Origin of the sequence: Streptomyces sp. NPDC005492 (assembly GCF_040605995.1) — a bacterium.
Classification (GTDB): domain Bacteria; phylum Actinomycetota; class Actinomycetes; order Streptomycetales; family Streptomycetaceae; genus Streptomyces.
Genome location: NZ_JBEXDX010000001.1, coordinates 527,615 through 553,356, shown reverse-complemented (window position 1 = coordinate 553,356; position 25,742 = coordinate 527,615). Strand labels below are relative to the sequence as shown.

The 25,742-nt window shown below is 70.5% G+C and carries 26 protein-coding genes and 1 pseudogene; 14 read left to right on the top strand and 13 right to left on the bottom strand.

Translation table 11 applies throughout. The features are described 5' to 3' along the window. The first annotated feature begins 48 nt into the window (after positions 1 to 48). From ABZT04_RS02580 to ABZT04_RS02570, 3 genes are all read left to right on the top strand, one after another. Complete coding sequence (locus tag ABZT04_RS02580; protein WP_356052040.1) at positions 49 to 969, top strand: helix-turn-helix transcriptional regulator; 921 nt, start codon at positions 49 to 51, stop codon at positions 967 to 969. A gap of 184 nt (positions 970 to 1,153) precedes the next feature. Further along, positions 1,154 to 1,618: a peptidase inhibitor family I36 protein gene (locus tag ABZT04_RS02575; protein WP_356052037.1), complete on the top strand. Its 465-nt coding sequence runs from the start codon at positions 1,154 to 1,156 to the stop codon at positions 1,616 to 1,618. Then, on the top strand, positions 1,615 to 2,550 hold the full coding sequence (locus tag ABZT04_RS02570) for a hypothetical protein (protein ID WP_356052035.1): 936 nt from the start codon (positions 1,615 to 1,617) through the stop codon (positions 2,548 to 2,550). The genes ABZT04_RS02575 and ABZT04_RS02570 overlap by 4 nt, the downstream gene beginning before the upstream one ends. 56 nt (positions 2,551 to 2,606) lie before the next feature. Here ABZT04_RS02570 and ABZT04_RS02565 read toward each other — a convergent pair whose 3' ends face one another. Next, the gene (locus ABZT04_RS02565; RefSeq protein ID WP_356052033.1) at positions 2,607 to 3,764 is read right to left on the bottom strand and encodes an acyl-CoA dehydrogenase; all 1,158 of its coding nucleotides are present in this window, start codon (positions 3,762 to 3,764) and stop codon (positions 2,607 to 2,609) included. Between the two features lie 178 nt (positions 3,765 to 3,942). Here ABZT04_RS02565 and ABZT04_RS02560 point away from each other — a divergent pair, with 178 nt between their 5' ends. The 6 genes from ABZT04_RS02560 to ABZT04_RS02535 all read left to right on the top strand — a co-directional run bounded on the left by ABZT04_RS02560 (position 3,943) and on the right by ABZT04_RS02535 (position 10,050). Next, positions 3,943 to 5,286 (top strand): UDP-glucose/GDP-mannose dehydrogenase family protein, encoded by a 1,344-nt coding sequence (locus ABZT04_RS02560; protein WP_356052031.1) that lies wholly within the window; start codon positions 3,943 to 3,945, stop codon positions 5,284 to 5,286. Positions 5,287 to 5,758: 472 nt separating this feature from the next. Beyond that, a complete protein-coding gene (locus tag ABZT04_RS02555) occupies positions 5,759 to 6,391 on the top strand; it encodes a hypothetical protein (protein WP_356052029.1) in 633 nt (210 codons plus the stop codon). Continuing rightward, positions 6,388 to 7,710 carry a copper resistance protein CopC gene (locus tag ABZT04_RS02550; RefSeq protein WP_356052026.1) on the top strand — a complete coding sequence of 441 codons (1,323 nt, stop codon included), beginning with the start codon at positions 6,388 to 6,390 and terminating at the stop codon, positions 7,708 to 7,710. The genes ABZT04_RS02555 and ABZT04_RS02550 overlap by 4 nt, the downstream gene beginning before the upstream one ends. A gap of 27 nt (positions 7,711 to 7,737) precedes the next feature. Beyond that, entirely contained in the window at positions 7,738 to 8,742 is a 1,005-nt protein-coding gene (locus ABZT04_RS02545; RefSeq protein ID WP_356052024.1) for a plastocyanin/azurin family copper-binding protein, read from the top strand. A gap of 118 nt (positions 8,743 to 8,860) precedes the next feature. Beyond that, the gene (locus ABZT04_RS02540) at positions 8,861 to 9,355 is read left to right on the top strand and encodes a hypothetical protein (protein WP_356052022.1); all 495 of its coding nucleotides are present in this window, start codon (positions 8,861 to 8,863) and stop codon (positions 9,353 to 9,355) included. Then, positions 9,352 to 10,050 carry a plastocyanin/azurin family copper-binding protein gene (locus tag ABZT04_RS02535; protein WP_356052020.1) on the top strand — a complete coding sequence of 233 codons (699 nt, stop codon included), beginning with the start codon at positions 9,352 to 9,354 and terminating at the stop codon, positions 10,048 to 10,050. The genes ABZT04_RS02540 and ABZT04_RS02535 overlap by 4 nt, the downstream gene beginning before the upstream one ends. Here the strand turns inward: ABZT04_RS02535 and ABZT04_RS02530 are convergent. Continuing rightward, the gene (locus ABZT04_RS02530) at positions 10,047 to 10,565 is read right to left on the bottom strand and encodes a CGNR zinc finger domain-containing protein (protein ID WP_356052018.1); all 519 of its coding nucleotides are present in this window, start codon (positions 10,563 to 10,565) and stop codon (positions 10,047 to 10,049) included. The two genes, ABZT04_RS02535 and ABZT04_RS02530, sit on opposite strands and share 4 nt — an antisense overlap. 84 nt (positions 10,566 to 10,649) lie before the next feature. Between ABZT04_RS02530 and ABZT04_RS02525 the strand changes: the two genes are divergently transcribed. Then, entirely contained in the window at positions 10,650 to 11,015 is a 366-nt protein-coding gene (locus tag ABZT04_RS02525) for a VOC family protein (RefSeq protein WP_356052015.1), read from the top strand. An 18-nt stretch (positions 11,016 to 11,033) separates the two neighbouring features. Continuing rightward, positions 11,034 to 11,420, top strand: a complete 387-nt coding sequence (locus ABZT04_RS02520; protein WP_356052013.1) for a VOC family protein — start codon at positions 11,034 to 11,036, stop codon at positions 11,418 to 11,420. 9 nt (positions 11,421 to 11,429) lie between these two features. Here the strand turns inward: ABZT04_RS02520 and ABZT04_RS02515 are convergent, their stop codons facing one another. From ABZT04_RS02515 to ABZT04_RS02500, 4 genes are all read right to left on the bottom strand, one after another. After that, the gene (locus ABZT04_RS02515) at positions 11,430 to 12,572 is read right to left on the bottom strand and encodes a dipeptidase (RefSeq protein WP_356052011.1); all 1,143 of its coding nucleotides are present in this window, start codon (positions 12,570 to 12,572) and stop codon (positions 11,430 to 11,432) included. Between the two features lie 173 nt (positions 12,573 to 12,745). Then, positions 12,746 to 13,924, bottom strand: coding sequence for a dipeptidase (locus tag ABZT04_RS02510; RefSeq protein WP_356052009.1), 1,179 nt, complete (start codon positions 13,922 to 13,924; stop codon positions 12,746 to 12,748). Positions 13,925 to 13,929: 5 nt separating this feature from the next. Beyond that, the gene (gene purE / locus ABZT04_RS02505) at positions 13,930 to 14,463 is read right to left on the bottom strand and encodes a 5-(carboxyamino)imidazole ribonucleotide mutase (RefSeq protein WP_356052007.1); all 534 of its coding nucleotides are present in this window, start codon (positions 14,461 to 14,463) and stop codon (positions 13,930 to 13,932) included. Then, complete coding sequence (locus ABZT04_RS02500; protein WP_356052005.1) at positions 14,460 to 15,602, bottom strand: 5-(carboxyamino)imidazole ribonucleotide synthase; 1,143 nt, start codon at positions 15,600 to 15,602, stop codon at positions 14,460 to 14,462. Before ABZT04_RS02500 ends, purE begins: the two co-directional genes overlap by 4 nt. A 176-nt stretch (positions 15,603 to 15,778) precedes the next feature. Between ABZT04_RS02500 and ABZT04_RS02495 the strand changes: the two genes are divergently transcribed. After that, on the top strand, positions 15,779 to 16,297 hold the full coding sequence (locus ABZT04_RS02495) for a GtrA family protein (protein ID WP_356052003.1): 519 nt from the start codon (positions 15,779 to 15,781) through the stop codon (positions 16,295 to 16,297). A gap of 27 nt (positions 16,298 to 16,324) precedes the next feature. Here ABZT04_RS02495 and ABZT04_RS02490 read toward each other — a convergent pair whose 3' ends face one another. Together ABZT04_RS02490 and ABZT04_RS02485 are read right to left on the bottom strand one after the other, a co-directional pair. Then, complete coding sequence (locus ABZT04_RS02490; protein ID WP_356052001.1) at positions 16,325 to 17,602, bottom strand: ATP-binding protein; 1,278 nt, start codon at positions 17,600 to 17,602, stop codon at positions 16,325 to 16,327. A 6-nt stretch (positions 17,603 to 17,608) separates the two neighbouring features. After that, entirely contained in the window at positions 17,609 to 18,286 is a 678-nt protein-coding gene (locus ABZT04_RS02485; protein WP_356051999.1) for a response regulator transcription factor, read from the bottom strand. 483 nt (positions 18,287 to 18,769) lie between these two features. Between ABZT04_RS02485 and ABZT04_RS02480 the strand changes: the two genes are divergently transcribed. Then, the gene (locus ABZT04_RS02480; RefSeq protein ID WP_356051997.1) at positions 18,770 to 20,308 is read left to right on the top strand and encodes an oligopeptide:H+ symporter; all 1,539 of its coding nucleotides are present in this window, start codon (positions 18,770 to 18,772) and stop codon (positions 20,306 to 20,308) included. A gap of 81 nt (positions 20,309 to 20,389) precedes the next feature. Here the strand turns inward: ABZT04_RS02480 and ABZT04_RS02475 are convergent, their stop codons facing one another. Beyond that, on the bottom strand, positions 20,390 to 20,749 hold the full coding sequence (locus ABZT04_RS02475; RefSeq protein WP_356051995.1) for a hypothetical protein: 360 nt from the start codon (positions 20,747 to 20,749) through the stop codon (positions 20,390 to 20,392). 220 nt (positions 20,750 to 20,969) lie between these two features. On the opposite strand from ABZT04_RS02475, the pseudogene ABZT04_RS02470 reads away from it, so the two are divergent. Further along, positions 20,970 to 21,470 (top strand): annotated as a pseudogene (locus ABZT04_RS02470) (Uma2 family endonuclease); the annotation flags it as partial. Positions 21,471 to 21,637: 167 nt separating this feature from the next. On the opposite strand, the gene ABZT04_RS02465 reads toward ABZT04_RS02470, so the two are convergent. Genes ABZT04_RS02465 through ABZT04_RS02450 form a run of 4 tightly spaced genes read right to left on the bottom strand, consistent with a single transcriptional unit; the run spans position 21,638 to position 25,664 of the window. Beyond that, entirely contained in the window at positions 21,638 to 22,978 is a 1,341-nt protein-coding gene (locus tag ABZT04_RS02465) for a hypothetical protein (protein WP_356051993.1), read from the bottom strand. Next, complete coding sequence (locus ABZT04_RS02460; RefSeq protein ID WP_356051991.1) at positions 22,975 to 24,072, bottom strand: hypothetical protein; 1,098 nt, start codon at positions 24,070 to 24,072, stop codon at positions 22,975 to 22,977. The genes ABZT04_RS02465 and ABZT04_RS02460 overlap by 4 nt, the downstream gene beginning before the upstream one ends. Beyond that, entirely contained in the window at positions 24,069 to 24,926 is an 858-nt protein-coding gene (locus ABZT04_RS02455) for a hypothetical protein (RefSeq protein ID WP_356051989.1), read from the bottom strand. The genes ABZT04_RS02460 and ABZT04_RS02455 overlap by 4 nt, the downstream gene beginning before the upstream one ends. 30 nt (positions 24,927 to 24,956) lie before the next feature. Continuing rightward, positions 24,957 to 25,664: an LPXTG cell wall anchor domain-containing protein gene (locus ABZT04_RS02450; RefSeq protein WP_356051987.1), complete on the bottom strand. Its 708-nt coding sequence runs from the start codon at positions 25,662 to 25,664 to the stop codon at positions 24,957 to 24,959. Between the last annotated feature and the right edge of the window lie 78 nt (positions 25,665 to 25,742).

The window sequence follows — 25,742 nt, the reverse complement described above, 5'->3', positions numbered from 1 at the left end:
ACCGATCGACCATCGCGGCTTCCGACCCGTAAACGGCCGGAAGCCGCGATGACGTGTGGTGCGGTCCCCCGCTTCCATGGCGGCATGTTGTTACGACAATGCCCTCAGGGAACGTGGGAGACCGCCCTGGCGTTGCCCCACCCCGCACTTCGCTCGTCGGTCAGGCACTACCGCGGGTTCCGGATCGCGACGGATCACCCGCGCTCGCGGCGTGAGGTTCCGCACGGCGAGGTGACCCTTGTCCTCGGCTTCACCGGAGAGCTGCGGATCTGGAGCCCGGACCGCGGCCCGGCCGAGCCGACCCGGCACTGCTCTCTGCTGACCGGGCTGCGCACCGACACCGTCATCGGCCGGCACGACGGCCGGGTGAGCGGGGTCGAGATCGTGATGTCCCCCTGGGCGGCCTTCACGATGTTCGGTGTCGACATGCACGAACTCGCCTTCACCCACACCGACCCGTTCGCCCTGCCGGGCCGCTCACTGCGGCCGCTGGTCGACGCCCTCGCCGAGACTCCCGGCTGGGCGGCCCGGTTCGCCCTGCTCGACCGGGAGTTGACGCACAGGCTGGTGGCGGGGGGCGGGTGCGCGCCGCAGGCCCTGCGCGCCTGGCGGCTGCTGCTCGGGTCCGGCGGGACGACACCGGTGTCCGTTCTCGCCGCCGAGGTCGGCTGGAGCAGACGCAGGCTGTCCGACGCGTTCAAGGAGCAACTCGGGCTGACGCCCAAGGCGTTGGGACGGGTGGTCCGGCTCCAGCACTCGCTGCGTCTGTTGACCTCGGGGGTCGCGCCGGCCCGGGTCGCCGCCGAGTGCGGGTTCTACGACCAGCCGCATCTGGCCCAGGAGTTCCAGCGGATGGTGGGCTGCACACCGGGCGACTTCCTCGTCGCCCGGCGCGCGGCTTCGACCGGCCCGCCGGTCGAGGACCGCTCGCGGGGGAAGGTCACCAGCGTGCTGGCCGGGGCGCTGTGACCGAGGTCGATTCTCGGCCGGTATCGCCCCACACGCACTTTTTTCCAATAGCCGTGGCACACGCCCCTGGCACGCTTCTCACGCACAACGGCACGCGGGCATGTCGGCATGAAATGACATGCCCACGCCATATCAGTGGCGCCCCGGCCCACCGGACCGGGGTCACCGACGCAAGGGGGAAGAAATGCCAGCACTACGCGGGACCGGGATGACCAAGTTCGCGGTGGCGTCCGCCTTCGCGCTCGCCGTGGCGGCCGGGGCCGGCACCACGGCGCACGCGGCGACCGACTCGGCGGCGGCTCCGGCCGCGCAGACTCAGTACTGTCCGTACCAGACCGGGTACGCGTGCTTCTGGGTCGACAACTACAAGGGCGGCACCATGGGGAAGGTCGCCGGCAACAACACGAACTACATGAACCTCACCAACAGCAGCGGCTGCACCAAGTACCCCGGCACCTGGAACGACTGCATCAGCTCCCTGGAGAACCAGGGCACCCAGTGCACGGTCTACTTCTGGAGCGCCGCCGGCTACACCGGCAACTGGCACAGCGTGGCGCGCTACGACTCCGTGTACGACTTCGGCGTGGACTACGGCGACGCCGCGTTCAACGACACGATCAGCTCCAACCACTGGTGCACGGCTTCGTGACCGATGTAAGACGACTCCTCTGCGGGCTCCTCACCGGGCTCGTGGTCATGGCGGGCCCGGCCGGCTGCACCTCCCGGCCGGCCGGGTCCGGCCCCACGACGGCACCTGCCGCGCCGACCGTGTCGATGACCGACCTGGCCACCCGCTCCGGCGGCTGGCCCGCGGGGGCGGGCGCGCTGCAGACGGCCACCGACGTGCTCGAACGAAGCTGTATGAAGGCCGCGGGGTTCGCCTTCCCCGCCCGCCCGGCGGCACGGCTCCCGGTCCCGGAGGACGAGTCGGCGGCGATCGGACTCACCAAGCGCAGGACCCAGGGGTACGGCCTGGCCGTGCGGAACGACACCGACGCCCGCGAGCCCGTGGACCAGTCCTACGAAGCACTCTCCACCGCAGGCAAGAAGCGGTACCAGGACGCCGACGTGGGCACGGGCGCCCCGCACACCACCGTGCGGCTGTACGGCAGGGCGACGGCATCCGTGCCGACGGAAGGCTGCGTGGCCGAGAGCAGGGCACGGCTGGCCGGCGACGTGAAGACCTGGGCCCGCCTCACCTACATCCCGGAACAACTGGACGAACGCCTGACCCAGGAGGCCGCGCGGGACCCCCGCTACCTACGCGCGCTGGACAACTGGCGATCGTGCATGACCGCGCACGGCCTCCCCTACGCCTCCCCCACCGCGGCCGTCACCGCGCTGCGCGAGCGGTACACGAAGGAGGGCGTGACCGAGCGGCTCAGACGGTACGAGATCAACGTCGCGGTGACGGACGGCAGTTGCGCCACCCGAAACCACCTACCGGCCACCCTGCTCCGCGCCCGCCGATCCCACGTCACCCAACTCCCGCCCACCGACCTGGCGTTGCTCGCGACGCTGGACCACAGCAACAGGATCGCGGTGGCACGGGCGGGGACGGTATTGGAGGGGGAAGGGTGAGGTCAGCAACGCACACGGGGAGTGCTGGTGCACTCCCCGCGGCAATTGCCTCGCCGCTACGGCAGGTTCCGCGCCATGACAATCCGCTGAACCTGATTCGTCCCCTCGTAGATCTGGGTGATCTTGGCGTCCCGCATCATCCGCTCGACCGGGTAGTCGCGGGTGTAGCCGTAGCCGCCGAGGAGTTGGACCGCGTCGACGGTGACCTCCATCGCCACGTCCGAGGCGTAGCACTTGGCGGCCGCGCCCTGGAAGGTGAGGTTCTTGTCGCCGCGTTCCGATGCGGCCGCGGCCTGGTAGGTCAGGGCGCGGGCGGCCTCGATCTTCATGGCCATGTCGGCGAGCATGAACTGGATGCCCTGGAAGTCGGCGATCGGCTTGCCGAACTGCTTGCGCTCCTTGACGTAGCCCTTGGCGTAGTCGAGGGCGCCCTGGGCGATGCCGAGGGCCTGGGCCGCGATGGTGATGCGGGTGTGGTCCAGGGTCTTCATCGCCGTGGCGAAGCCGGTGCCCTCCGCGCCGATCATGCGGTCGGCCGGGATGCGGACGTTGTCGAGGTAGACCTCGCGGGTCGGGGACCCCTTGATGCCGAGCTTCTTCTCCGGGGCGCCGAAGGAGACCCCGGGGTCGGACTTCTCGACCACGAACGCCGAGATGCCCTTGCTGCGCTTCTCCGGGTCCGTCACCGCCATCACCGTGTAGTACTCGCTGACGCCCGCGTTGGTGATCCAGCGCTTCACGCCGTTCAGGATGTAGTAATCGCCGTCGCGGACCGCCTTCGTCTTCATGCCCGCCGCGTCCGAGCCCGCGTCCGGCTCGGAGAGGGCGTACGAGAACATCGCGTCGCCCTTGGCGAGCGGCGTCATGTACCGCTTCTTCAGGTCCTCGGAGCCCGAGAGGATCACGGGGAGCGAGCCCAGTTTGTTCACCGCGGGGATGAGGGAGGAGGAGGCGCAGACGCGGGCCACCTCCTCGATCACGATCACCGTGGCCAGGGCGTCGGCACCGGTGCCGCCGTACTCCTCGGGTACGTGGACGGCGTGCAGGTCGTTCGCGACGAGGGCGTCGAGGGCCTCCTGCGGGAAGCGGGACTCCTCGTCCACCGCTGCGGCGTACGGCGCGATCTTCGCCTCGGCCAGCGAGCGGATCGCGTCGCGGAGCATGTCGTGCTCCTCGGACGGGCGGTACAGGTCGAAGTCAGCCGATCCGGCCAAGGTCTCTCACGCTCCAAGGACGCTGTGATCACAGTGCTAATTACTGTTAAGTAACCCAAATTTTAGGGGCCTGCCCACAGGAGTGATACGTGAGCTTGGCGACAGGGGGAAAGGTGCCCGTCAGGACCTCCGACTATGCTCGGGCGCGCATCGCCCGCGTACACCTTCTGGAGCATTCATGGCCCTCAAGATCACCGTGATCGGCACCGGCTATCTCGGCGCCACGCACGCCGCGGCCATGGCCGAGCTCGGCTACGAGGTGCTGGGTCTGGACATCGTCCCCGAGAAGATCGCGATGCTCCAGCGGGGCGAGGTCCCGATGTACGAGCCGGGACTCGAAGAGCTGCTGCGCAAGCATGTCGCCGGGATCGAGGGGTCCACCGGGCGGCTGCGCTTCACCATGGACTGGGCCGAGGTCGCGGAGTTCGGCGACGTCCACTTCATGTGCACCAACACCCCGCAGAAGCACGGCGAGTACGCCTGCGACATGTCGTACGTCGACCGCGCCTTCGAGCTGCTCGCCCCCCACCTCACCCGCCCCGCCCTCGTCGTCGGCAAGTCCACCGTGCCCGTCGGTTCGGCGGACCGGCTGGCCGACTACCTCGCCGCGCACGCGCCCGCCGGCGCGGACGCCGAGCTGGCCTGGAACCCGGAGTTCCTGCGCGAGGGCTTCGCCGTGGAGGACACGCTGCGGCCGGACCGGATCGTGGTCGGTGTGCGGAGCGAGCGGGCCGAGAAGCTGCTGCGCGAGGTCTACGCCGTGCCGGTCGAGGCCGGGTCACCGTTCGTCGTGACGGACTTCCCGACCGCCGAGCTGGTGAAGACGGCCGCGAACTCCTTCCTCGCCACCAAGATCTCCTTCATCAACGCCATGGCCGAGGTCTGCGAGGCCGCGGACGGCGATGTCGTGAAGCTGGCCGAGGCGATCGGGCATGACGAACGGATCGGGAAGAAGTTCCTGCGGGCCGGGATCGGCTTCGGCGGCGGCTGCCTCCCCAAGGACATCCGGGCGTTCATGGCGCGCGCCGGTGAGCTGGGCGCCGACCAGGCCCTCACCTTCCTGCGCGAGATCGACTCCATCAACATGCGGCGGCGCGGTCAGATGGTGGAGATGGCGCGCGAGGCGCTCGGCGGCGGGTCCTTCCTGGGCAAGCGGGTCGCCGTGCTCGGCGCGACCTTCAAGCCGGACTCGGACGACGTCCGCGACTCCCCCGCGCTGAACGTGGCCGGTCAGATACACCTCCAGGGCGGCCAGGTCACGGTCTACGACCCGAAGGGCATGGACAACGCCCGGCGGCTCTTCCCGACGCTCGGGTACGCCGACACCGCCGTGGCGGCCGTACGGGGCGCCGATGTCGTCCTGCACCTGACCGAGTGGCGGGAGTTCCGCGAGCTGGACCCGGCGACGCTCGGCGAGGCCGTCCGCGCCCGGGTCGTCCTGGACGGGCGCAACGCGCTCGACCCGGCGCTGTGGCGGAAGGCCGGCTGGACGTTCCGCGCGATGGGCCGACCGACCGCGTAACGCGTTATCGACAAATCCGGGAGCGAGGGTTTCGGAATTCCGGCGCGGCGGGCCTCGTCGGAATTCGGGGAGTCGATACGGACCCGGCTGGGCTTCCCCCCGGGGGCTGTGCGACCCGTCGCACCCCTTCGCGCAGCCCGTCGCGCCCCGTCGTGCAGCCCGCCCAGGGCTTGCCCTACAGCGGGCACACCAACTGGCATATGCCAACTTCGAAATTCCGTGGACCGGGTTCGAATTCAATTCGAGTAATGTGTGGGAATCGCTCTGCCGCCTACCTGATTTCTTCACAGGCGCATTGTGCGGAATAGCGTCGGTGTCGGCCGTTCTCACAGTCGGGTGACCCCCGAAAGAGAGCCAGGCAACAGGCGGTTAACTGACCCGTAGTCACCGGGAATTCGCACTCCACTGCACTGAGTCGCATCCGCCGCACCTCGCGGTCGGATTGACCTGAGCATGCCAGGAGTGTGTCATCATGCCCTTCTTCCGTCGGGCGGAGTGGCCGAGAGACCACCGTGACGAGCTGGTCGCGGGCGCGCTGGTCGGAGCCGTGGTGATCGTGCTCGGCTACGCGTCGGGCATCGGCGCCCCCACCACCGCCGACGCGGCCGGCGCTCCCGCCGCCACTCCCCCCGCCGCCACGGCACCACCGGCCACGACCCCGGCCACGACGCAGATCCCGGGCGACTCCGGCGCGGCGGGCTCGGGAGCCCAAGTCCCGGGCGGCACAGGGGTGTTCCCGGTGTCCGACGGTTCCGGCGGCACCGGCCTCGGTACCGGGCAGTCGGGCGCCGGCAACGGCCAGGGCACCTCGCCCACCTCCATGCCCGCGCCCTCCCCGACCTCCGCGTCCCCCACCCCTTCCCCGTCCGGTTCCTCGACCTCCGCGCCGCCCGCCGACGGTGACGGCTGCGAGGACGGTGAGGTGCGTCTCGTGGCACCGCTCCTGAACGGGCTCACCCAGTCCCTCTTCGGCGTCCTCGACGGCGCGGACGCCGAAGAGCCCACCGCTCAGCCCTCACCGTGTGTCGGACTCGCCCCGCTCAGCGGCCTCCTGGGCGGATCCGCCTCCGCCACCGCGTCCCCGTCGCCGGAGGCCACCCCATGACGACCGTCCGCCGCTCCCTGCTGGTCCTCCTCTCCACCCTCCTCCTCGGCCTCCTCGGCACGACCCCGGCCGCCGCCCACACCGAACTGGTCGGCTCCACGCCGAAGGACGGCGCCCGGTCGGCGAAGGCCCCGGACCGTCTCACCCTCGTCTTCGACGAGCCCGTCGACCTGGCCGACGTACGCGTCATGACCCCCGACGGCGATCGGCTCCCCGTGAGCCGGGTGCCGGGCAGGGGAAGCGCCACGGTGCGCGTCGCCCTCCCCCGCGCCACCGGGGACACCCTCTCCGTCACCTGGTCCGTGATCGACGAGGAGGACGGCCACGCCACCTCCGGCCGGCTCTCCTTCGGTATCGGCGGGCTGGCCACCCAGGACCGCGGCGACGAGGCCACGGCCGCTCCCGCACCTTCCCCCTCGGTGCGCAGGGGCCTCGTCGCCGCTCGCTGGACCGGTTATCTGTCGCTGGCCCTGTTCGTGGGCGGGCTCGCCTTCGTCGCGCTGCTGTGGCCGCGCGGCGCGGGCGAGTCGCGGGCGCGGGTGCTGCTCGGCCTTGCCTGGACGTGCGGGCTGCTGTCGACCGTGGCGAGCCTCGGGCTCCAGGGCGCGTACACCGCGCTCGGCGGCCTGCGGGACGCGCTGCGCGCGGCGACGTACGCCGACGTCCTCACCACCGAGCCCGGTCTGGCGCTCGCGGCCCGAGGCCTGCTGTGGGTCCTCGCGGCCGTGGTGCTGGCGGCGCTGTTGCAGGGCGGTGCGCCTACCGCTCGTTCGCCCGGCTGGCGGGTCGGTGCCGGTGCGGTGGCCCTCGGGCTGCTGCGGGCGACCGGTATGGCGGGACACGACTCGGAGGGCAGCTCGCCCAGTTGGGGCGCCGTCGCCGACCTCGTCCACCTGCTCGGTGTCTCCCTCTGGATCGGCAGTCTGGTCATGCTCACGGTGGCCGTGCTGCCGCGCCGGGAGCCCGGCGAACTGGCGGCCGTGGTGCCCGGCTACTCGAAACTGGCCGCCGTGAGCGTGACGGCGATCGTGGCCGCAGGTCTGGTGCTCGCCTGGCAGATCGTGGGCTCCTACGACGCCCTGCTGCACACCTCGTACGGGCATCTGCTGCTGCTCAAGACGGGCGTCCTCGCCGTCGTGCTCGTGGCTGCCTGGTGCAGCCGCCAGTGGACGCGGACGCGTCTCGATCTCGCCGTGCTGCTGCGCGGCGACGCCGCCACCGTGCGGCCCTTCGGTTACTCGGTCGCGGCCGAGACGGGGCTCGTCCTCGTCGTGCTGGCCGTCACGAGTCTGCTGGTCACGGCCAACCCTGGCCGCTGAACTCTCGTAAAGAACAAAGGAGTTGCATTGAAACGCACCGAAGAGACCGGTAACCGGCGGCGCAGCCGGCCGGTCGGCAACCGGGCCCTGCTGGTCGCCGGGCTCGGCGCGGCCCTCGCGGCCGTACTCAGCCTGGGGCTGCTGCAGGCGGCCACCGGCAGCACCACCACCTCGGACACGGCGGCGGGCGCGGCTCAGGCGCCCGCGGCGGCCGAGGTGCAGAACGCGGCGGCCGCCACGCCGGACTACCAGGTGAACATCTCCAACTACCAGTTCGGCGACGGCAAGCAGCTCGTCGTCAAGGTCGGCGACACGGTCCGGTGGACCAACAAGGACAGCGCGCCGCACACGGTCACCACGACCAAGGCCCCGGTGAAGTTCGACTCCGGCACCCTGAACCAGGGCGACTCGTGGTCGTACACGTTCACCAAGGCCGGGACGTACGAGTACTACTGCGCCGTGCACCCGGACATGGTGGCCTCCGTGAAGGTCGTCGCCGACGACAGCGGCGGCACGGGCGGCGGTACGACGCCCACCGCCACGCCGACCACGGCACCGAGCGGCACTCCCACGGCCACCCCCACGGCCTCGCCGACCGGTATGCCGATGCCCACCGACACGGCGACCTCCAGCCCCACCCCCACCGCCACGTCGACCGGGTCCAGTGGCGGCGACACGCAGTGCACCAGCGTCCAGGACGTGCTGCTGCCGATCCTCCAGCACATCAACACGGCGCACCTGGAACGGTCTCCGGCCCAGCAGGTGCAGGACGCGCTCGCGCTCGACTCCTACATCAAGATGCACACGGTGTGGGTCGAGACCATCCTCAAGCCCGCCACCGACGGCGGGGGAACAGTCCTCGACAACACGCTCAGCGTGCTGCTCAACCACATCAACAAGGCGCATCTGGAGGAGTCGCTCGGACAGCAGATCACCGATCTGCTCGACGTCGACGGCTACGTGAAGATGCACACGGTCTGGGCCGAGCAACTGCTCACGCCCACCGAGGACTTCGTCACCGGCAACTGCTGACGCGGTCCGCGACAGGACAAGGACGCCGGTCCGGCCGAGGCTCAGTCGGCCGGACCGGCGCCCGCTCATTCTCCACGCTTTCTCCTCCGCTCCGGAACCGCTTTCCAAGGAGACCAGGATGACAACCGTCACCCTCCCCGCCGTCCCGCCCCCGCCCGAGGCGCGCGCCGGGGCCCGCCGACTGCCCCTGCCCGGCGACTACACCGTGGCGCCCGACCGCTCGCTCGTCGAACTCACCGCCTGGTACGGCCCGTTGCCCACCCTGCGCCGCCGCATCGCCCTCGCCGACGCGTCCCTCACCGTGCCCGACTCCGCCGAACCCCCTTTGTTCCACTTCGAGTTCGACGATCCACGGCTCACGGCCACGCTTGTCTCCGAGCAGGTGGAGTCCCTCGCGGGCGGTCGCCGGCTGCAACTCTCCGGTGACCTCGTCATCGACGGGACCGCCTTCCCCGTACTGCTGCGGCTGCGCGTCGTCGAGCACGCGGACGACCGGCTCCTCGTCGTGGGTACGGCCGGGCTGCCGTACCGGCTGCTGCGGCGCGCCACGGGTTTCCGGGCCGCCCGCCCCGCCACACGGCTACGGCTGCTGGTCGCCGCGGAGTTCGCGTGAGGGCGGCCGGGCGGGCGACGCTCGCCGCCGTACTCGCCCCCCTTGCCCTCCTCGGCCTGTCGGCTCTGCTGGTGCTGCCCGCCGGGCAGGCGTCGGCCGCGTCCTACCACGTGCTGATGAAGGGGTACGCCTTCTCGCCCGCGGCTCTGACGATCACCGCGGGCACCACGGTGACCTGGACCAACGAGGACACCGCCCCGCACGACGTGAAGACCACCTCGGGTCCGGTCGCGATCCACTCCCCCATGCTGAGCAAGGGCCAGAGCTGGAGCTTCACGTTCACGACGGCCGGGTCGTACGGCTATGTCTGCACCGTCCATCCGGGCATGACGGCCCAGGTGGCGGTGAAGCCGGTGGCAGCGCCCACCTCGGTGGCCCCCACGAAGCACGAGCAACAGCACACGACCGCACCGAGCCGGACCGCCACGGTCAGGACGCCCTCGCACACCTCCTCCTCGCCTCCCCCTCCCACGATGTCGATGCCCGCCTCCTCGCCGACCCCCGCCGCCGCGGCGGCCGCACCGGCGTCGCCCACAGCCGCACCGCAGACCGGGCAGGTCCAGCAGGCCGCGTCGACGTCCCGTCCGCTGGATCCGCTGCTGGTGCTGGCCGGGCTGGTGGCGGGAGTGGCCGTGCTGTGTCTGTTGCTGGTGGGGTCACGGGCCCAGGCAAGCGGGGGCGAGACGAGGGGCTAGGCCGTTTCTCCGGCCTGTCGGGCGCGGTACGTCCGCATCTTGGCGCGCGCCCCGCACACCGCCATCGAGCACCAGCGGCCCCGGCCCGCCGGGCTGCGGTCGTAGTACGCCCAGTGGCAGGTCGGGGCCTCGCAGGCCTTGAGGCGGGGCCAGGTGCCTTGGACGAGGGACCCGGCCACCGCCATCGCGACGCGGGAGAGCAGCGGTTCCCCGTCGGCGGGCGTGAGGTGCGCGGCACCGTCGTGGGCGTCGACCGTGACCAACAGCGGTGCCCGCGAGAGCAGTTGGCCGAGCGGGGTGGTCTCCCGGTGCGCGGGGTGGCCCGCGTGGGCGAGGAGGGCGGCGCGCAGGGACTCGCGGAGTTCGCGGACCTGCGGGACCTGGTGTGCCGTGAGTCCGAAGCGCGCCCGGCCGTCCGCCGTGTCGAGTTCGTCGGCGCCCGACTCGATGTCCAGCGTGTTCACCAGGGCCTCGATCAGGGCCAGGTCGCCGGGCGCGGGAACTCTCTCACTCATGCTTGCGACGTTACCCCCAATGCGGGAGCATGCAGTAACCGTTACCCCTTCATCGCATCTACGGGTAACAGGAGGGAGTTCGTCATGGCCATCGCCAAGCTGGGGCAGGTCGTCCTGGACTGTCCCGACCCGCGCGCGCTCGCCGACTTCTACGCCGGGATCCTGGGCGGCACAGTGGAAGAAGACAGCGAGGACGGCTGGGTCGACCTGAACATCCCCGGCGGACAGTCACTCGGCTTCCAGAAGGCCCCGGGGCACGTACCGCCGAAGTGGCCGGCGCCCGGCGACTCGCAGCAGTTCCATCTCGACCTGACCGTCGAGGACCTGGACGCGGCCGAGAAGGACGTCCTGGCGCTGGGCGCGCGACCGCTGGAGACCGAAGACCGCGCCCGCACCTGGCGTGTGTACGCCGACCCGGCGGGGCACCCGTTCTGCCTCTGTGCCTGCTGACCGATCTTGGAGGAGCCCATGTCCGCCGTCGCACGTTTCCGCTCGACCGTGATCGACTGCCCGGACCCGCACGCGCTCGCCGCGTTCTACGCCGGGATCCTGGGCGGCACGCCCCAGGCCGCCGACGACGAGTGGGTCGTACTGGAAATCCCTGACGGGCCCCGGATCGCCTTCCAGCGGGTGGCGGAGTACACCCCGCCGGAGTGGCCGCGCGCGGACCGGAACCCGCAGCAGTTCCACCTCGACTTCGACGCCGGATCGACGTGGGAGGAGATCGAGGCGGCCGAACAGAAGGTGCTGGCGCTCGGCGCGCGGGAGCTGCACCGGGAGGACAAGGAGGACTTCCGGGTGTACGCCGATCCGGCGGGGCATCCTTTCTGCCTCTGCCGGATCGACCACCCGTAGCCGGGGCGGTTACCCGTCCAGCTCGGCGATACTCGCCGTCGACGGCTCGCGGCGCTGCTGGGCGGCGCGGGCCGTGAAGTCGGCGCTGCGCAGGACGCGTTGGGCGTTGCCCCAGCTCAGCAGGGCGAGGTCGGGCTCGGGCCAGCCGCGGTGGAGGAGTTCGGCGACGAGGTTCGGGAAGCAGGAGGCGTCGGCGAGGTCCCGCGGGTGGGCGGTGCCGGCGTCGTACGTACCGGAGAGGGCGACGCACTCCGGGCCCGCGACCTTGCGCACATGGTCGAGGTGGTCGGCGACGTCCCGGACGGACGGGCCGGTCTGCTCGGCGGTGAGCGGCACCATGCACAGGCCCCTGGCGGCGCCGACCGCGGCGAGGAGTTCGTCGGAGAGGTTGGCCGGGTGCGGGCGCAGGGTGCGGGCCGCGGAGCGGGTGAACAGGACCGGTGCCTTCGAGGCCGCGAGCGCGCGCCGGATCGTCTCCTCGGAGGCGCCGGAGAGGTCGGCGAGCACGCCGAGCCGGTTCATCTCGCGGATGACCTCCTCCCCGAACCGGGTCAGCCCGGCCTCGCTCGCCCAGGACACCCCGGACAGTGTGAGGATCCGCAGCCCCAGCGCGTGCAGGGAGCGCAGGATGCCCAGGGAGTCGCCGAGCGCGGGGGCTCCGGCGGGGCCGAGGAGCACGGCGATACGGCCGCGGTTGCGCACGTCGGTGGTCTGGTCGGCGGTGTACGCCAGGCGCAGGCCCTCGGGGTGGGCGCGGACCACCGTGTTCACCAGGTCGAGCTGCTCCAGGGTGGCGCTGACCGCCCGGTCCCCGGCGAGCCCCTTGGGCAGGTGCAGGGACCAGAACAGCGCGCCGACATGCCCCTCCCGCAGCCGCGGCACATCGGTGTCCACGGAGTTCTCCCCCAGCTCCAGGTCGAACCACGGCAGATGCCGCAGCGCCCACGGCAGCCCGCTGTAGCCGTCGGCGACCGGGTGCGCGGCGAGGATGGCGTGGGCGCGCTCCAGCGGGGCCGCGGCCGGATCGGAGACGGGCTCGTACGGTTCCGCGGTGTCCGCCGGGAAGGACCCGGCGGGAAAGGGCTCACGGACCACGTCGTCGAGCTCGCCGACCTCGGTCGTCGCGTGCGGGTGGTCCTGGAGGTCGGCCATGGCGGCTCCGTACGTCGTTATGGCAGTACGGTCACCGTCGCACGCTGACGAGGGGGCTTCCTGGTGGGCGGGGCGTTCGGGGTACGGGGACGGGGCAGCGCTCGCGCGCCGGGCCGGTGACCTGGGCGGGCGACCGGTCGCACGGACCGCCACGCCCCGGATCCACCGTCCCGTCAGCCGTCCAGCGACCCGATGGTCGCGTTCGACGGCCCCCGCGTCGCCCGAAGCTCCCGCGCCACGTCCTCCGCCGCGCCCAGCACCCGCACCGCGTTCCCCCAAGTCACCTTGGACAGATCGGACTTGGACCAGCCGCGGTCCAGCAGTTCCGCGATCAGGTTCGGGTAGCCGGAGACGTCGTTCAGGCCGTCGGGGGTGAAGGCCGTGCCGTCGTAGTCGCCGCCGATGCCGAGGTGGTCCACCCCGGCCACCTCACGCATGTGGTCCAGGTGATCCGCCACCGTCGAGACCGTGGCGACCGGGCGCGGACGCTCCTCCTCGAAGGCGCGGTGGACCTTCATCGCGTCCGGAGTGGTGGCCAGGTGATGGAAACCGTGGGCCCTCATGTTGTCGTCGGCCGCGGCCGTCCAGTCCACGGCGGCCTGGAGCACGAACTTCGGTACGAACGTCACCATCGCCATGCCGCCGTTGGCCGGGAGCCGTTCCAGTACGTCGTCGGGGATGTTGCGCGGGTGGTCGCAGACCGCCCGCGACGACGAGTGGGAGAAGATCACCGGGGCCGTCGACGTGTCGAGCGCGTCGCGCATCGTCGTCGCCGCCACGTGCGAGAGGTCGACCAGCATGCCCTCGCGGTTCATCTCCCGCACGACCTCCCGGCCGAACGCCGACAGTCCGCCGACCGCCGGTTCGTCGGTCGCCGAGTCCGCCCACGCCACGTTGTCGTTGTGGGTGAGCGTCATGTAGCGGACGCCGAGGGCGTACAACTGCCGTAGCGTGCCGAGGGAGTTGGCGATCGAGTGCCCGCCCTCCGCACCCATGAGGGAGGCGATACGACCCTCCGCGCGCGCCGACTCCATGTCCGCGGCGGTCAACGCGGGCGCCAGGTCCTGCGGGTAGCGGGCCAGCAACTGCCGTACGCAGTCGATCTGTTCGAGCGTCGTCGGCACCGGGTCGGGCAGGTCCGAGCGGACGAACACCGACCAGTACTGCGCGCCGACGCCGCCCTCGCGCAGGCGCGGGATGTCGGTGTGCAGATGGGCGTTCTGGTGGACGGCGATGTCGCGGGCGCCGAGGTCGTAGCGGACCTGCTCGCGCAGCGCCCACGGCAGGTCGTTGTGACCGTCGACGACCGGGAACTCGCGGAGCAGGTCCCGGGCTTGCTCCAGAGAGGTCATGGGGGTCACTTCCCGAAGCCGAAGCCGCTGGCGCCCTCGGTCTTGGCGCGCAGCCGCCTGCCCTTCTCCGTGGCCTGGTCGTTCAGCTCGCGCTGGAACTCCCGCATACGGGCCCGGAGTTCGTCGTCGTGGGCGGCGAGGATGCGGGCCGCGAGCAGCCCGGCGTTGCGCGCGCCGGCGACCGAGACGGTGGCGACGGGGACACCGGCCGGCATCTGCACGATGGAGAGGAGGGAGTCCATACCGTCGAGGTACTTCAGGGGTACGGGAACGCCGATGACGGGGAGAGGCGTGACCGAGGCGAGCATGCCGGGGAGATGAGCGGCACCCCCCGCACCGGCGATGATCACCTTGAGCCCGCGGCCGTCGGCCTGCTCGCCGTACGTGATCATCTCGCGCGGCATCCGGTGCGCGGAGACGACATCGACCTCGTACCGGATCTCGAACTCGTCGAGGGCCTGCGCGGCGGCCTCCATGACGGGCCAGTCGGAGTCCGACCCCATGACGATTCCTACGACGGGTCCTGTGGCGGAGCTCATTCGGTGATCGTGCCTCTCAGATAGCCGGCCGCGTGGCGAGCCCGGTCCAGGACGTCGGGCAGGTCGGTGCCGTAGGTGTTGACGTGGCCCACCTTGCGGCCGGGTTTCACGTCCTTGCCATACATGTGGATCTTCAGTTGGGGGTCGCGGGCCATGCAGTGCAGGTACGCGGAGTACATGTCCGGGTAGTCGCCGCCCAGGACGTTGCACATGACGGTCCAGGGGGCGCGGGCCCGGGGGTCGCCCAACGGGAGGTCGAGGACCGCGCGGAGGTGGTTGGCGAACTGGCTGGTGATCGCGCCGTCCTGGGTCCAGTGACCGGAGTTGTGCGGGCGCATGGCGAGTTCGTTGACGAGGATGCGGCCGTCGCGGGTCTGGAACAGCTCGACGGCGAGGTGACCGACGACGCCGAGTTCCTTGGCGATGCGCAGTGCCATCTCCTCGGCCTGGAGGGCGAGGGACTCGTCCAGGTCGGGGGCGGGGGCGATCACCGTGTCGCAGACGCCGTTCACCTGCTGGGACTCGACGACCGGGTAGGCGACGGCCTGGCCGTGCGGGGAGCGGACGACGTTCGCCGCCAGCTCCCGGACGAAGTCGACCTTCTCCTCGGCGAGGACGGGGACGCCCGCGCGGAAGGGGTCGGCTGCCTCGGCCACCGAGTCGACGACCCACACGCCCTTGCCGTCGTAGCCGCCGCGGACCGTCTTGAGGACGACCGGGAAGCCTCCCTCACCCTCGGCCGCGAACGCGGCGACGTCCGCCGGGTCGGTCACGATGCGGTGCCTCGGGCACGGCACGCCGATCCCGACGAGCTTCGCCCGCATCACGCCCTTGTCCTGGGCGTGCACCAGCGCGTCCGGGCCGGGGCGCACGGGGATGCCGTCCGCCTCCAGCGCCCGTAGATGCTCGGTGGGTACGTGTTCGTGATCGAAGGTGATCACATCGCAGCCCCGCGCGAAGTCACGCAGCGTGTCGAGGTCGCGGTAGTCGCCGATGACGACATCGCCGACGACCTGCGCCGCGGAATCCTGAGGGGTGTCACTGAGGAGCTTGAATCTGATGCCGAGCGGGATGCCCGCCTCGTGTGTCATACGAGCGAGCTGCCCCCCGCCGACCATGCCGACTACCGGGAACGTCACTCCCCCAGGGTATCGGTCGCGCCGAGGGGGCCCGATTTCCGTGCCTCTTACCGTTCTATTCCTGGTCTCTTCCCAAGCTGTGAGCGGCTTCATGGGCGGCGAGGGAAAGCGATGGTTAGCATGGCTGGGTCGACTTATCCGTGATGACGTCCGAGATGACAGGGGCCTGCACACCCATGGAACGTGGTTCCGAAGGGCCTTTCAAACGGCTCGCGCGCGAGATCGCCAAGTTCGGCGCGGTGGGCGTGGTCGGCACCGTGGTGAACTTCGCGGTCTCCAACCTGCTGTGGCATCTGACCAGCATCCAGGCCGTGCGCGCCAACGTGATCGCCACCATCGTCGCCATCGCGTGCAACTACGTCGGCTTCCGCTACTTCACCTACCGTGACCGCGACAAGAGCGCCCGCACCAAGGAACTCACCCTGTTCCTGGCGTTCAGCCTGGTCGGCCTGGTGATCGAGAACGGCGTCCTGTTCGCGGCGATCTACGGCTTCGGCTGGGACAGCTCGCTGGAGCGCAACGTCTTCAAGGTCCTCGGCATCGGTATCGCGACGCTGTTCCGCTTCTGGTCGTACCGCACCTGGGTCTTCAAGGCCCTGCCGGTCGAGGAGGCCGTGGAACCGGGCACTGCCCCGGAGGCCGTCCTGGCCCCGCAGCCGAAGCCGCAGCCGCGCCCCAAGCAGCACGTGAGCTGACCGGCCTCTCTCACCCGACGTCCCGGCTCAGCGGACCGTGGGCTCGTCCTCGTCCACCGGCGGCCGCTTCGCCGGCGGCGTACGGGACAGGAACAGGCCGAACACCGGCGGCTGCGCCTGAAGCATCTCCAGCCGGCCGCCGTCCGCCTCGGCGAGGTCACGCGCGACCGCCAGGCCGATCCCCGTGGAGTTGCGCCCGCTGATGGTGCGCTCGAAGATCCGGGCGCCGAGGTCGGTGGGAACCCCCGGACCTTCGTCCGTGACCTCTACGACGGACTGGTTGCCGGTGACGCGGGTGCGCAGGGCGACCGTGCCGCCGCCGTGCATCAGGGAGTTCTCGATCAGCGCGGCCAGCACCTGGGCGACCGCGCCCGGGGTGCCGACGGCCTGGAGATGCCGCTTGCCGGAGCTGACGATCGCCCGGCCGGCGCTGCGGTAGGCGGGCCGCCACTCGGCGAGCTGCTGCTGGATGACCTCGTCGAGGTCGAAGGAGACGGCGGAGCCGGTACGGGGGTCTCGCGCGTTCGTCAGCAGCCGCTCCACGACGTCGGTGAGCCGCTCGACCTGCGTCAGCGCGATCGTCGCCTCCTCCTTCACCGTGTCCGGGTCATCCGTGAGGGTGATCTCCTCAAGGCGCATGGACAGCGCGGTGAGGGGTGTCCGCAGTTGGTGGGAGGCGTCGGCGGCGAGTCTGCGCTCGGCGGTGAGCATGCGGGCGATGCGCTCGGCGGAGGAGTCCAGGACATCGGCGACCCGGTCCAGCTCCGGCACGGAGTACCGCTTGTGCCGGGGGCGCGGGTCGCCGGAGCCGAGCCGCTCGGCGGTCTCCGCGAGGTCGGTGAGCGGCGAGGCGAGCCGGTTGGCCTGCCGTACCGCGAGCAGTACGGCGGCCACCACGGCGAGCAGCGCCACGGCGCCGATGATGAGCAGGGTCCGTCCGACCTCACGGGTGACGGTCGAGCGCGGCTCCTCCACGGTGACGATCTCGCCCTGCTCGCCCTTGGCGGTGGAGCGGATGACGTCGCCCGTCGACTTGGTGCCGACCTCGATCACCGGGTCGCCGGGGATGCGGATGATGGCGTAGCGATCGTCGGTGACCTGGGTGTGCAGCACCTCCGAGTCGACGATCTCCGCGCCGCTGATGCGGCTGTCCACGATGCTGGCCAGCCGCAGCGCCTCGGAGTCGACGCGCTCCTGGGCGCTGTTGCTGATCGTGCGTGTCTCGACGATGACGAGGGACACACCGAACACGGCGATGACCACGAGCACCACGGCGAGCGTGGACTGGATGAGCCGACGACGCACGGGGTGTTAGCTCTTCTCGAAGCGGAAGCCCACACCGCGCACGGTAGCGATGTACCGAGGGTTGGCGGCGTCGTCGCCGAGCTTCTTCCGCAGCCAGGAGATGTGCATGTCGAGGGTCTTGGTCGACGACCACCAGGTGGTGTCCCAGACCTCGCGCATCAACTGGTCGCGGGTGACGACCCGTCCGGCGTCCCGCACCAGCACCCGCAGCAGGTCGAACTCCTTGGCGGTGAGCTGGAGTTCCTCCTCGCCCATCCACGCGCGGTGCGACTCGACGTCGATCCGGACGCCGTGCGTGGCGGGCGGCTGCGCGGGCTCGGCGGCGCCGCGCCGCAGCAGGGCCCGGACGCGGGCGAGCAGTTCGGCGAGCCGGAAGGGCTTGGTGACGTAGTCGTCGGCGCCCGCGTCGAGGCCGACGACGGTGTCCACCTCGTCGGCGCGCGCGGTCAGGATGAGGATCGGGACGGTGTGGCCCTCGGCGCGCAGTCGGCGGGCCACTTCCAGGCCGTCCATGCCGGGCAGGCCCAGGTCCAGGACACACAGGTCGATGCCGCCCTGGATGCCGGCGTCGAGCGCTGTCGGTCCGTCCTCGCGCACCTCGACCTCGTAACCTTCCCGTCGCAAAGCGCGGGCCAGCGGCTCCGAGATGGACGCGTCGTCCTCGGCGAGCAGTACACGGGTCATGGGGTGATGGTAGTCCGCCTCGGACAGCGCCAGAGGTGTGATCGTCACCGACGATTTCTTACCCTGGGGCAAGCCGGGTGCACCGAAGTGAAGATCTTGGCGCGAACCTGTGACTGTGGGGTGCGATCCTGAAATTCACCTTAGAAAAGGTGCCTATGGTTCCACTGTTCCCTGTGATCCATATCTCAATCTCTTCCATATCCGGTGGTGTCCTGCCGTATGGTGACGTGAACGCCTGTAGTGACACCGGGGACCTTTAGTGAGCATTTGACACTGAGGGTCTCTTTTGTGTGCGGGCTGGCCGCCGCCAGCCCCTGAAGGAATGGCCTGGCGTGAAGTCCGGCGGTCGCCGTCCACCGTCCCGTGACCCGGGGCGGACTCCCCGAGGGCGTGGGGAAGGACCCCGATCCCGCCGGTGCCGGCCGCCCCCCACCGGGCGCGCGACCGCTCTCGCACGCGCGTCCCGACCAGCAAGGAACAACCATGGCGTCCAGCCTGACGAAGGACTCGGTGACTCCGGGCACCCCCGGTTCCGAGAAGACCTTCTTCGGCCACCCCCGCGGACTGGCCACACTCTTCATGACCGAGATGTGGGAGCGATTCTCCTTCTACGGCATGAAAGCCCTGCTCACCGTCTACCTGCTGTCCGGAGGCCCCGGCGCGGGCAAGGGAAGCATGGGCGGCGGCCTGGCGATGGACGTGGCCACCACCACGGTGATCGTCTCCGTCTACTCGGCGATGGTGTACCTGCTCGCCATGCCCGGCGGCTGGCTCGGCGACCGCGTCTGGGGCCCCCGCAAGACGGTGGCCATCGCGGCCGTCACGATCATGGCGGGCCACCTCACGCTGGCCCTGCCCGGCGGCCAGGCCCCGTTCTTCGCGGGCCTCGCGCTGGTCGCGGCCGGTTCCGGTCTCCTGAAGGCCAACATCTCCACGATGGTGGGCCACCTCTACGACGGCCCGGACGACCCGCGTCGCGACGGCGGCTTCACGATCTTCTACATGGGCATCAACGTGGGCGCGTTCTTCGCCCCGCTGGCCATCGGCACCGTGGGCCAGAAGGTCAGTTGGCACCTCGGCTTCGGCATGGCCGCGGTCGGTATGGCGATCGGCCTGGCCGCGTTCCTGCTCGGCACCCGCAACCTGAGCCCGAAGAGCATCGTCGTCCCCAAGCCGCTCGCGGCCGAGGAGCGCGCGGCCTGGCTGCGCAAGGGCCTGCTCTGGGTGATCGCCGCGACCGTCTTCTACGGCGTCGTCGGCGTCACCGGCCACTTCACCCTGAACTGGGCGATGATCCCGCTCACCGTGATCGGCCTGGTCGTCCCGGCGGGCGTCCTCCTTCGCATCAAGCGCGACAAGGAACTGTCGGCCACCGAGCAGTCGAAGATGACCGGCTACATCTGGTTCTTCGTCGCGGCGGCCGTGTTCTGGATGATCTACGACCAGGGCGCGTCCACGGTCCAGGCGTTCGGCGAGGGCAAGGCGGCGACCTCGCTGTTCGGCTTCGAGTTCCCGACGTCCTGGTACCAGTCGCTGAACCCGCTGTTCATCATGGCGCTGGCCCCGGTCTTCGCCTGGGTCTGGGTGTGGCTGAACCGCCGGGGCAAGGAGCCCAGCACCGTCGTGAAGTTCTCGATGGGCCTGGTGCTGGTCGGCGTCTCGTTCTTCTTCTTCCTCGTCCCGCTCGCCATGGCGGCGAACGGCACGGCGGTCAGCCCGATGTGGCTGGTCGGCATCTACTTCATCCAGACCGTCGGCGAGCTGTGCCTGTCCCCGGTCGGCCTGTCGGTGACGACGAAGATGGCCCCGGCCAAGTACGCCAGCCAGATGATGGGCGTGTGGTTCCTCGCGGTCACCGCGGGCGACTCGATCACGGGCCTCCTCTCCAACCCGGCGATCGCAGGCGTGGACCTCAGCGGGACACCTGCGGTCTTCGGCGAGGCCGCACTGGCCGCGCTCGCGGGATACGCGGTGTGGATGTACCGCCGGAAGGTCAAGTCGCTTATGGGCGACGTCAACTGACGTAACGTCTGGAAACTGGAAGGGGCCGTCGAACTCGCGTGAGTTCGACGGCCCCTTCGTCTACGACTTCGGCTACCGGCGTCAGGCCTTCGTCTCGACCGACCAGGACCGCGTGAAGCTGCTGAACCCGCACATCACGGTCGACTTCTCCCCCGGCTTCTTCCACGGGCCGAACAGCACCCACGGGATCTCGTGCGGGTTGCCCCGCCCGCGCACGACATCACACACCAGCTTGACGCGCTGCTTGGAGACCTTCTTGCCCGAACCGGACTTCTTGCACGAGGACGTGGCCTTGGGCCGCCCCAGGTCCAGATGAACCTCGGCCTTGCACTTGTACTTCGCCACGGCGGCCTCGGCAGGCACGGCGGTCGCCAGACCGGTACCGGTCGCCACGAGAACAGCGGCGAGCGCGCCGCCCGCCACCTTCTTCCCCCAGATCATTTGCTCCTCTTTCCACTTCCGGGCACCACGAAGGACGGTCAATCCTTCAACTGGATGAATACCCGAACAGCAACACAATTGCCCGCTTGCTTCCGCGAACAGAGGGACGTTATGTCAGCGTTGATCAAGCGGGCAAGCGGGGGGCGGGGTTCTGAGGAGGATTTGAGGGTCGGGGGCGCCGCGAGTCGATCACTCGTTGTGATGACGCCCGTCGGATTCGCATACCGAACTGATCGACGGGAGCCTTGTCTTCAGGAGTCCGCAGAGTCTCTTCCACAGCAACATGACCGACCTGCTGGTCGGTGGGGTCCGCCGTACGGTGCCGCCGGAGTTGAAGGTGCGCCGGGAGATGACCGTGATCCTCGACAGCCGCAACGGCCCGGAACCGGACATCTCCGTGGTCCGCGCGGACGCCGTCACCGGCCTCGATCAGACTCGGTTCCAGGCATCTGACGTGCTGCTCGCCGTGGAAGTGGTGTCCCCCGACTCCGAGGCCCGCGACCGCGACACCAAGCCGCGCAAGTACGCGGCGGCCGGCATCCCGCACTTCTGGCTGGTCGAGATGGCGGGCGCCGACCAGCACCCGGTCGTGCGCGTCTACGAACTCGACCCGCTGTCCAAGACGTACACCGTGACCGGCATCCACCGCACCGCACTCAAGCTGCCGGTGCCGTTCAACGTGGATGTGGACATCACGTTGGAAGCGCTGCGGGACCTGTGACCCCGGCAGAGGAAGAGACGCCGGGCAGTTCGTCGCGGCGTACGGCAGTGATGAAAGCTGCCCAGGCGGGGCGGGGAGTATGAGGACGGGCCGGGACGAGAACCCGGAGAGGACGGCGGACCCCGCTCGACGTGACTGTCTGGAGCGGGGTCCTACCCGGCCTGGGTCTACCTCAGGCGTCGCCGCCCCGGCATGAACGTGAACACCGCCACGCCCAGCAGGATCGCCGTGCCGGAGACCAGGCCGAGGGCCTTCAGGCCGCCGTGGCTGCTGGAGCCTGTCTCCGCCAGGCCTCCGGAGGTCGACGACGATGACGTGTCGCCGCCGGATGTGGACGAGCCGCCGGACGCGCCGCTCGCCTGTTCCGTGGTGTCCAGGGTCAGGGAGACCAGGGACTTGGTCGGGGTGCACGTCGTCGTCGTGCCGAGGGCCTTGACCGTCAGGACGCCGGGAGCCAACGTCGATGTGCCGCTCGCTCCTGGCTTGTACGTGCCCGTCAGGTCCGGGATCTCTATCGGGTCGCCGGACTTGATCGCGGACGAGTTCGTCGGGCCCTCCACGTGGACCGTGCCCTTGTCGGCGCCGCCGAGGACCACCTCCATCGACGGGCTGACGGAGTTCGCCGGGATGTCGGCGGGGCTGTCCATCACCGAGCCGTTGAACTGCACGGTGAGGTCGTAACTCCCGCCGTTCTTCTTGGCGTTGATCTGCACGGGCGAGGTCGCGCTCTTGTCACCGATCGGCGTCTTGCACGCGTAGGGGACCGAGACCTCCTTGCCGGTGAAGTCCGTCTGGCCGGTTCCGGTGCCGTCACTCGCGGACGCTGACGCCGACGCGGATGCCGAGCTGCTGGGGGTGCTCGACTCCGACGCCGATGCTGACGCCGAGTCCGACGTGGTGGGCGATGTGCTGGGTGACGTGCTCGACGAGCCGCCGTCCCCCGCCGTCACCTCGATCGTCGCCGACGGCTGCACCGTCTGCGTCGGAGTGCACACGGTGTCGGTCGAGAACGCGTTGACCTTGTACCCGTCCGGTGTCAGCGTCACCGACCCCGGCGTCGTCAGCTTCAGCGTGCCCTTCATGTCGGACAGCGTCATCGCGCCGCCCTTGGGGATCGCCGGGTTCTCGCGCGGGCCGACCATCGCGATGTCGGCGGTCTGCGCGCCGCCCGCCTTCAACGTCCCCGACGGCTGAACCGAGTTGGCGGGCAGGTCGATGATGTCCGGGTTCTTGGACGCGGCCTGCGTGAACTTCCAGACCACGTCGACCGTGTCGCCGACCTTCGCCGTGGCGGGCGCGGTGATCTCGACCTTCGTCGTGCCGTCGACCGGATCGATGCCCGCGGGCGGCACGCAGTGGGTGGCGTAGGACACCTCGGCGGCCTGCGCGGTCCCGGCGGTCAGGCCGAGCGCGAGGCCGGCACCGCCGAGGACCAGCGCGAACGTCGCCGCGCCCGCTCTCCGTACACCGCCTCCACCGGCCGGTATGACTCTCCTTCGCATGCTCACGTGGATCCCTTCCTGGTATGAGTCGTCGGACTCGTCGGGCTGTCGTCGTGCGGTGCGGAGAGCCGACCGGCCGTGCCCGGATCGGAGTCCGGGGTGAACCACGGCAGGGTCGAAGTCGCGGGGGCCTCCTCCTGGGCGGCCGTCGAGCCGAACTTCGGCATGCGCAGGGTGAGTTGGGTGGGCAGGTTCCGGTGACGGGGCGGGCCCGTGCTGCGGGCCGCCCTGCGCGGGCGCATCCGGTCCACCACGGCCATCCCGACGCGGAACACCGCCGCCGGTACCACCACGCAGACCAGGATCCAGAACAGGGTCACGCCCCAGGGGCGGCCCACGCCCCACGGCTGCTCGGCGAGCACCCGGCCGCCGTACTTCATCGAGACGGTGTAGTCGCCGTGCGCCCCGGCCGACAGTTCGACCGGGAGTTTGATCTCCGCCTTTCCGCCGGGCGCGATCGTGCCGCTGAACTGCTGGTCGTCCCACTGCGGCGCGAACACCCCGTGGGAGGTGCCCACTTGGAACACGGGGTTCTTGACGGGGGACGAACCGGCGTTGCCGACGGTGAAGACCAGCGTGCGGGACGGCGGTGCCCCGAACCAGGTCAGCAGCCCGCTCGAACCGTCCAGCCGGGTGTCGGACAGGACCGACAGGCGTCCGGCGGACGACTCCGCGGGCAACGGCTCGACCGCGTGCCCTGCCACCTGGAACACCGCGTCCGCGTCCGCGCTCACCCCCGTCACGGTCGCCACATGCACCACGCACGGGCACGGCACCGGCGGTTCGGCCACCGGCAGCTTCTTGCTGAAGACACCCTTGGCGTCGGTCGTGACGGCCCGACCGTCCGCATTGGCACAGGAGTTGGTCCCGCCGATCACCCCGCGCGCGGGCGTGGCCCGTCCGCAGATCAGCATCATCAGCAGGGCGTGCGCCCGCCAGCCGCTGCCGGACACCGTGATCGAACCCCCGGTCCCCGCCTGGGACTTGGAGAGCTTCACCGTCGGCCCATCCGCCGCCACCGCTGGCACCGCCCCCGCCAACGGCAGCAGCAGCAACGCGAGCACCGCCACCAGCGCCGAAATCCGCACCTTGCCGCTCACGACACCGCTCCCGTCAACTCGGCTTCCGTACACGGGTGTTCGGCCATCGCGCTGCCCTCGTCACCCGCTCGACGCCGACGACTTCGCACGCGTACGAGAAGCAGCGCGCCTCCGGCAGCCAGCGCACCGCCCACTCCCGCCACCGCACCCCACGGCACGAACCGTGCCGACATGCTCGCCGTGTCGTGCGCGCCGCCGGTCGCCGTGACTGTCAGGTGGACGTCGACCGCGTCGAAGGCGGGCCGGTCGGGCCAGGGCTCGGTGAGCTTCAGGCGTTGGCCGGGCGGGAGTTGGACGGGGAGGGTGCGCGGGGTGCGGTCGAGGAGGGTGCCGCCGAGGACGCCGGTGGCGTGGACGGTGAGTCTCGGGGTGAGGGGTGTGGTGCCGCGGTTGACCAGTTCGTAGGTGATGCGGTCGCCGTGGACGGCGATGTGCTCGACGGTCAAGGCCGACAACTCCGGTCCGCCGACGCGTAGTCGGAGCCGTACCGTCGTCTCCCGGCCCTCGGTGTCGCGGGCCACGAGTGTGCCGGTGCGGTCGCCGGGGGGCGCGGTCGCCGGGACGGTCGCCGTGAACGGGATGTCGGCGCGGGTGCGGGCCGGGACCCGAACTCCCGTGTCGGCGAAGGTGATCGGGATGCCGGTGCCGCGCAGCCGTACGGTGACCGGGTGTCCGGTGGGGTTGGTCACGGACACGGTGTCCTGGAGGGTCGTGCCGGGCTCGCCCTCGGCGTAGAACGTCGGGCGGCCGCCGCCCGCGGGCGTGAGGGACCATCCCTCGGCGGCCGTCGCGGTCGGCGTGGCCGCCAGGAGGGCGAGGAGGGACAGGCACAGGACGCGGGCGGTCGACAGCATGGGCGGCTCCACGGCGGTGCTACGGGGCTGTCAACGGCGGGCGTGGGCCGTCTGGTTGCGGCGGGTCAGCCACAGGGTGCCCGCTGCGCCCGCGAGCAGCACCGTGCCGCCGAGGGTGCCGAGGGCGATGACCGAGTCGTCGGGACCGGTCTTCGGGAGCGTGCCGCTGGAGTCCGTACCCGTGCCGGTGTCGCCACTGGAACCGGTGGAGCCGCCGGACGATCCGCTCGCCGCCGTGACGTCCAACGTGAGGGACGGCCCTGGGCTGTTGGTCGGCGTGCACGTCGTCGTCGTACCGAGGGCCTTGATGGTGAGGATGGCCGCCGTGAAGGTGACCTTGCCGCTGGCCTTCGGAGTGTAGGTGCCCGTCAAGTCGTTGATTTTGATGGGGGTGTTGGCGGGAATCGCGGCCTGGTTCGCGGGGCCCGAGACCGAGACCGTGCCGCTGTCGGCGCCGCCCACCTTGATGGTGGCGCTCGGGCTCATCGCGCCCTTGCCGAGTTCGACGGGGCTGGAGGAGACACCCTTCTGCCAGGACATGGTGAGCTTGTAGCCGCTGCCGCTCTTGACGCCCTTGATGTCGATCGGCGAGACGGCCGTCTTGACGCCGATCGGCGTCTGGCACTTGTAGTTGACGTCGACCACATCGGCCCGGGCTGCGGGGGCGGCCATGAATACCGCCGAGCCGGCCAGGGCCGCGACGGACGCGAGCGCTGCGGTTCGTTTCTGGTACGACACGGTCCCCTCATTCCCGACCGCCATTCCTGACGGCACATCAGATCGGCCGTCAAGGTACGCCCGGGGTCGTAAGGAGGG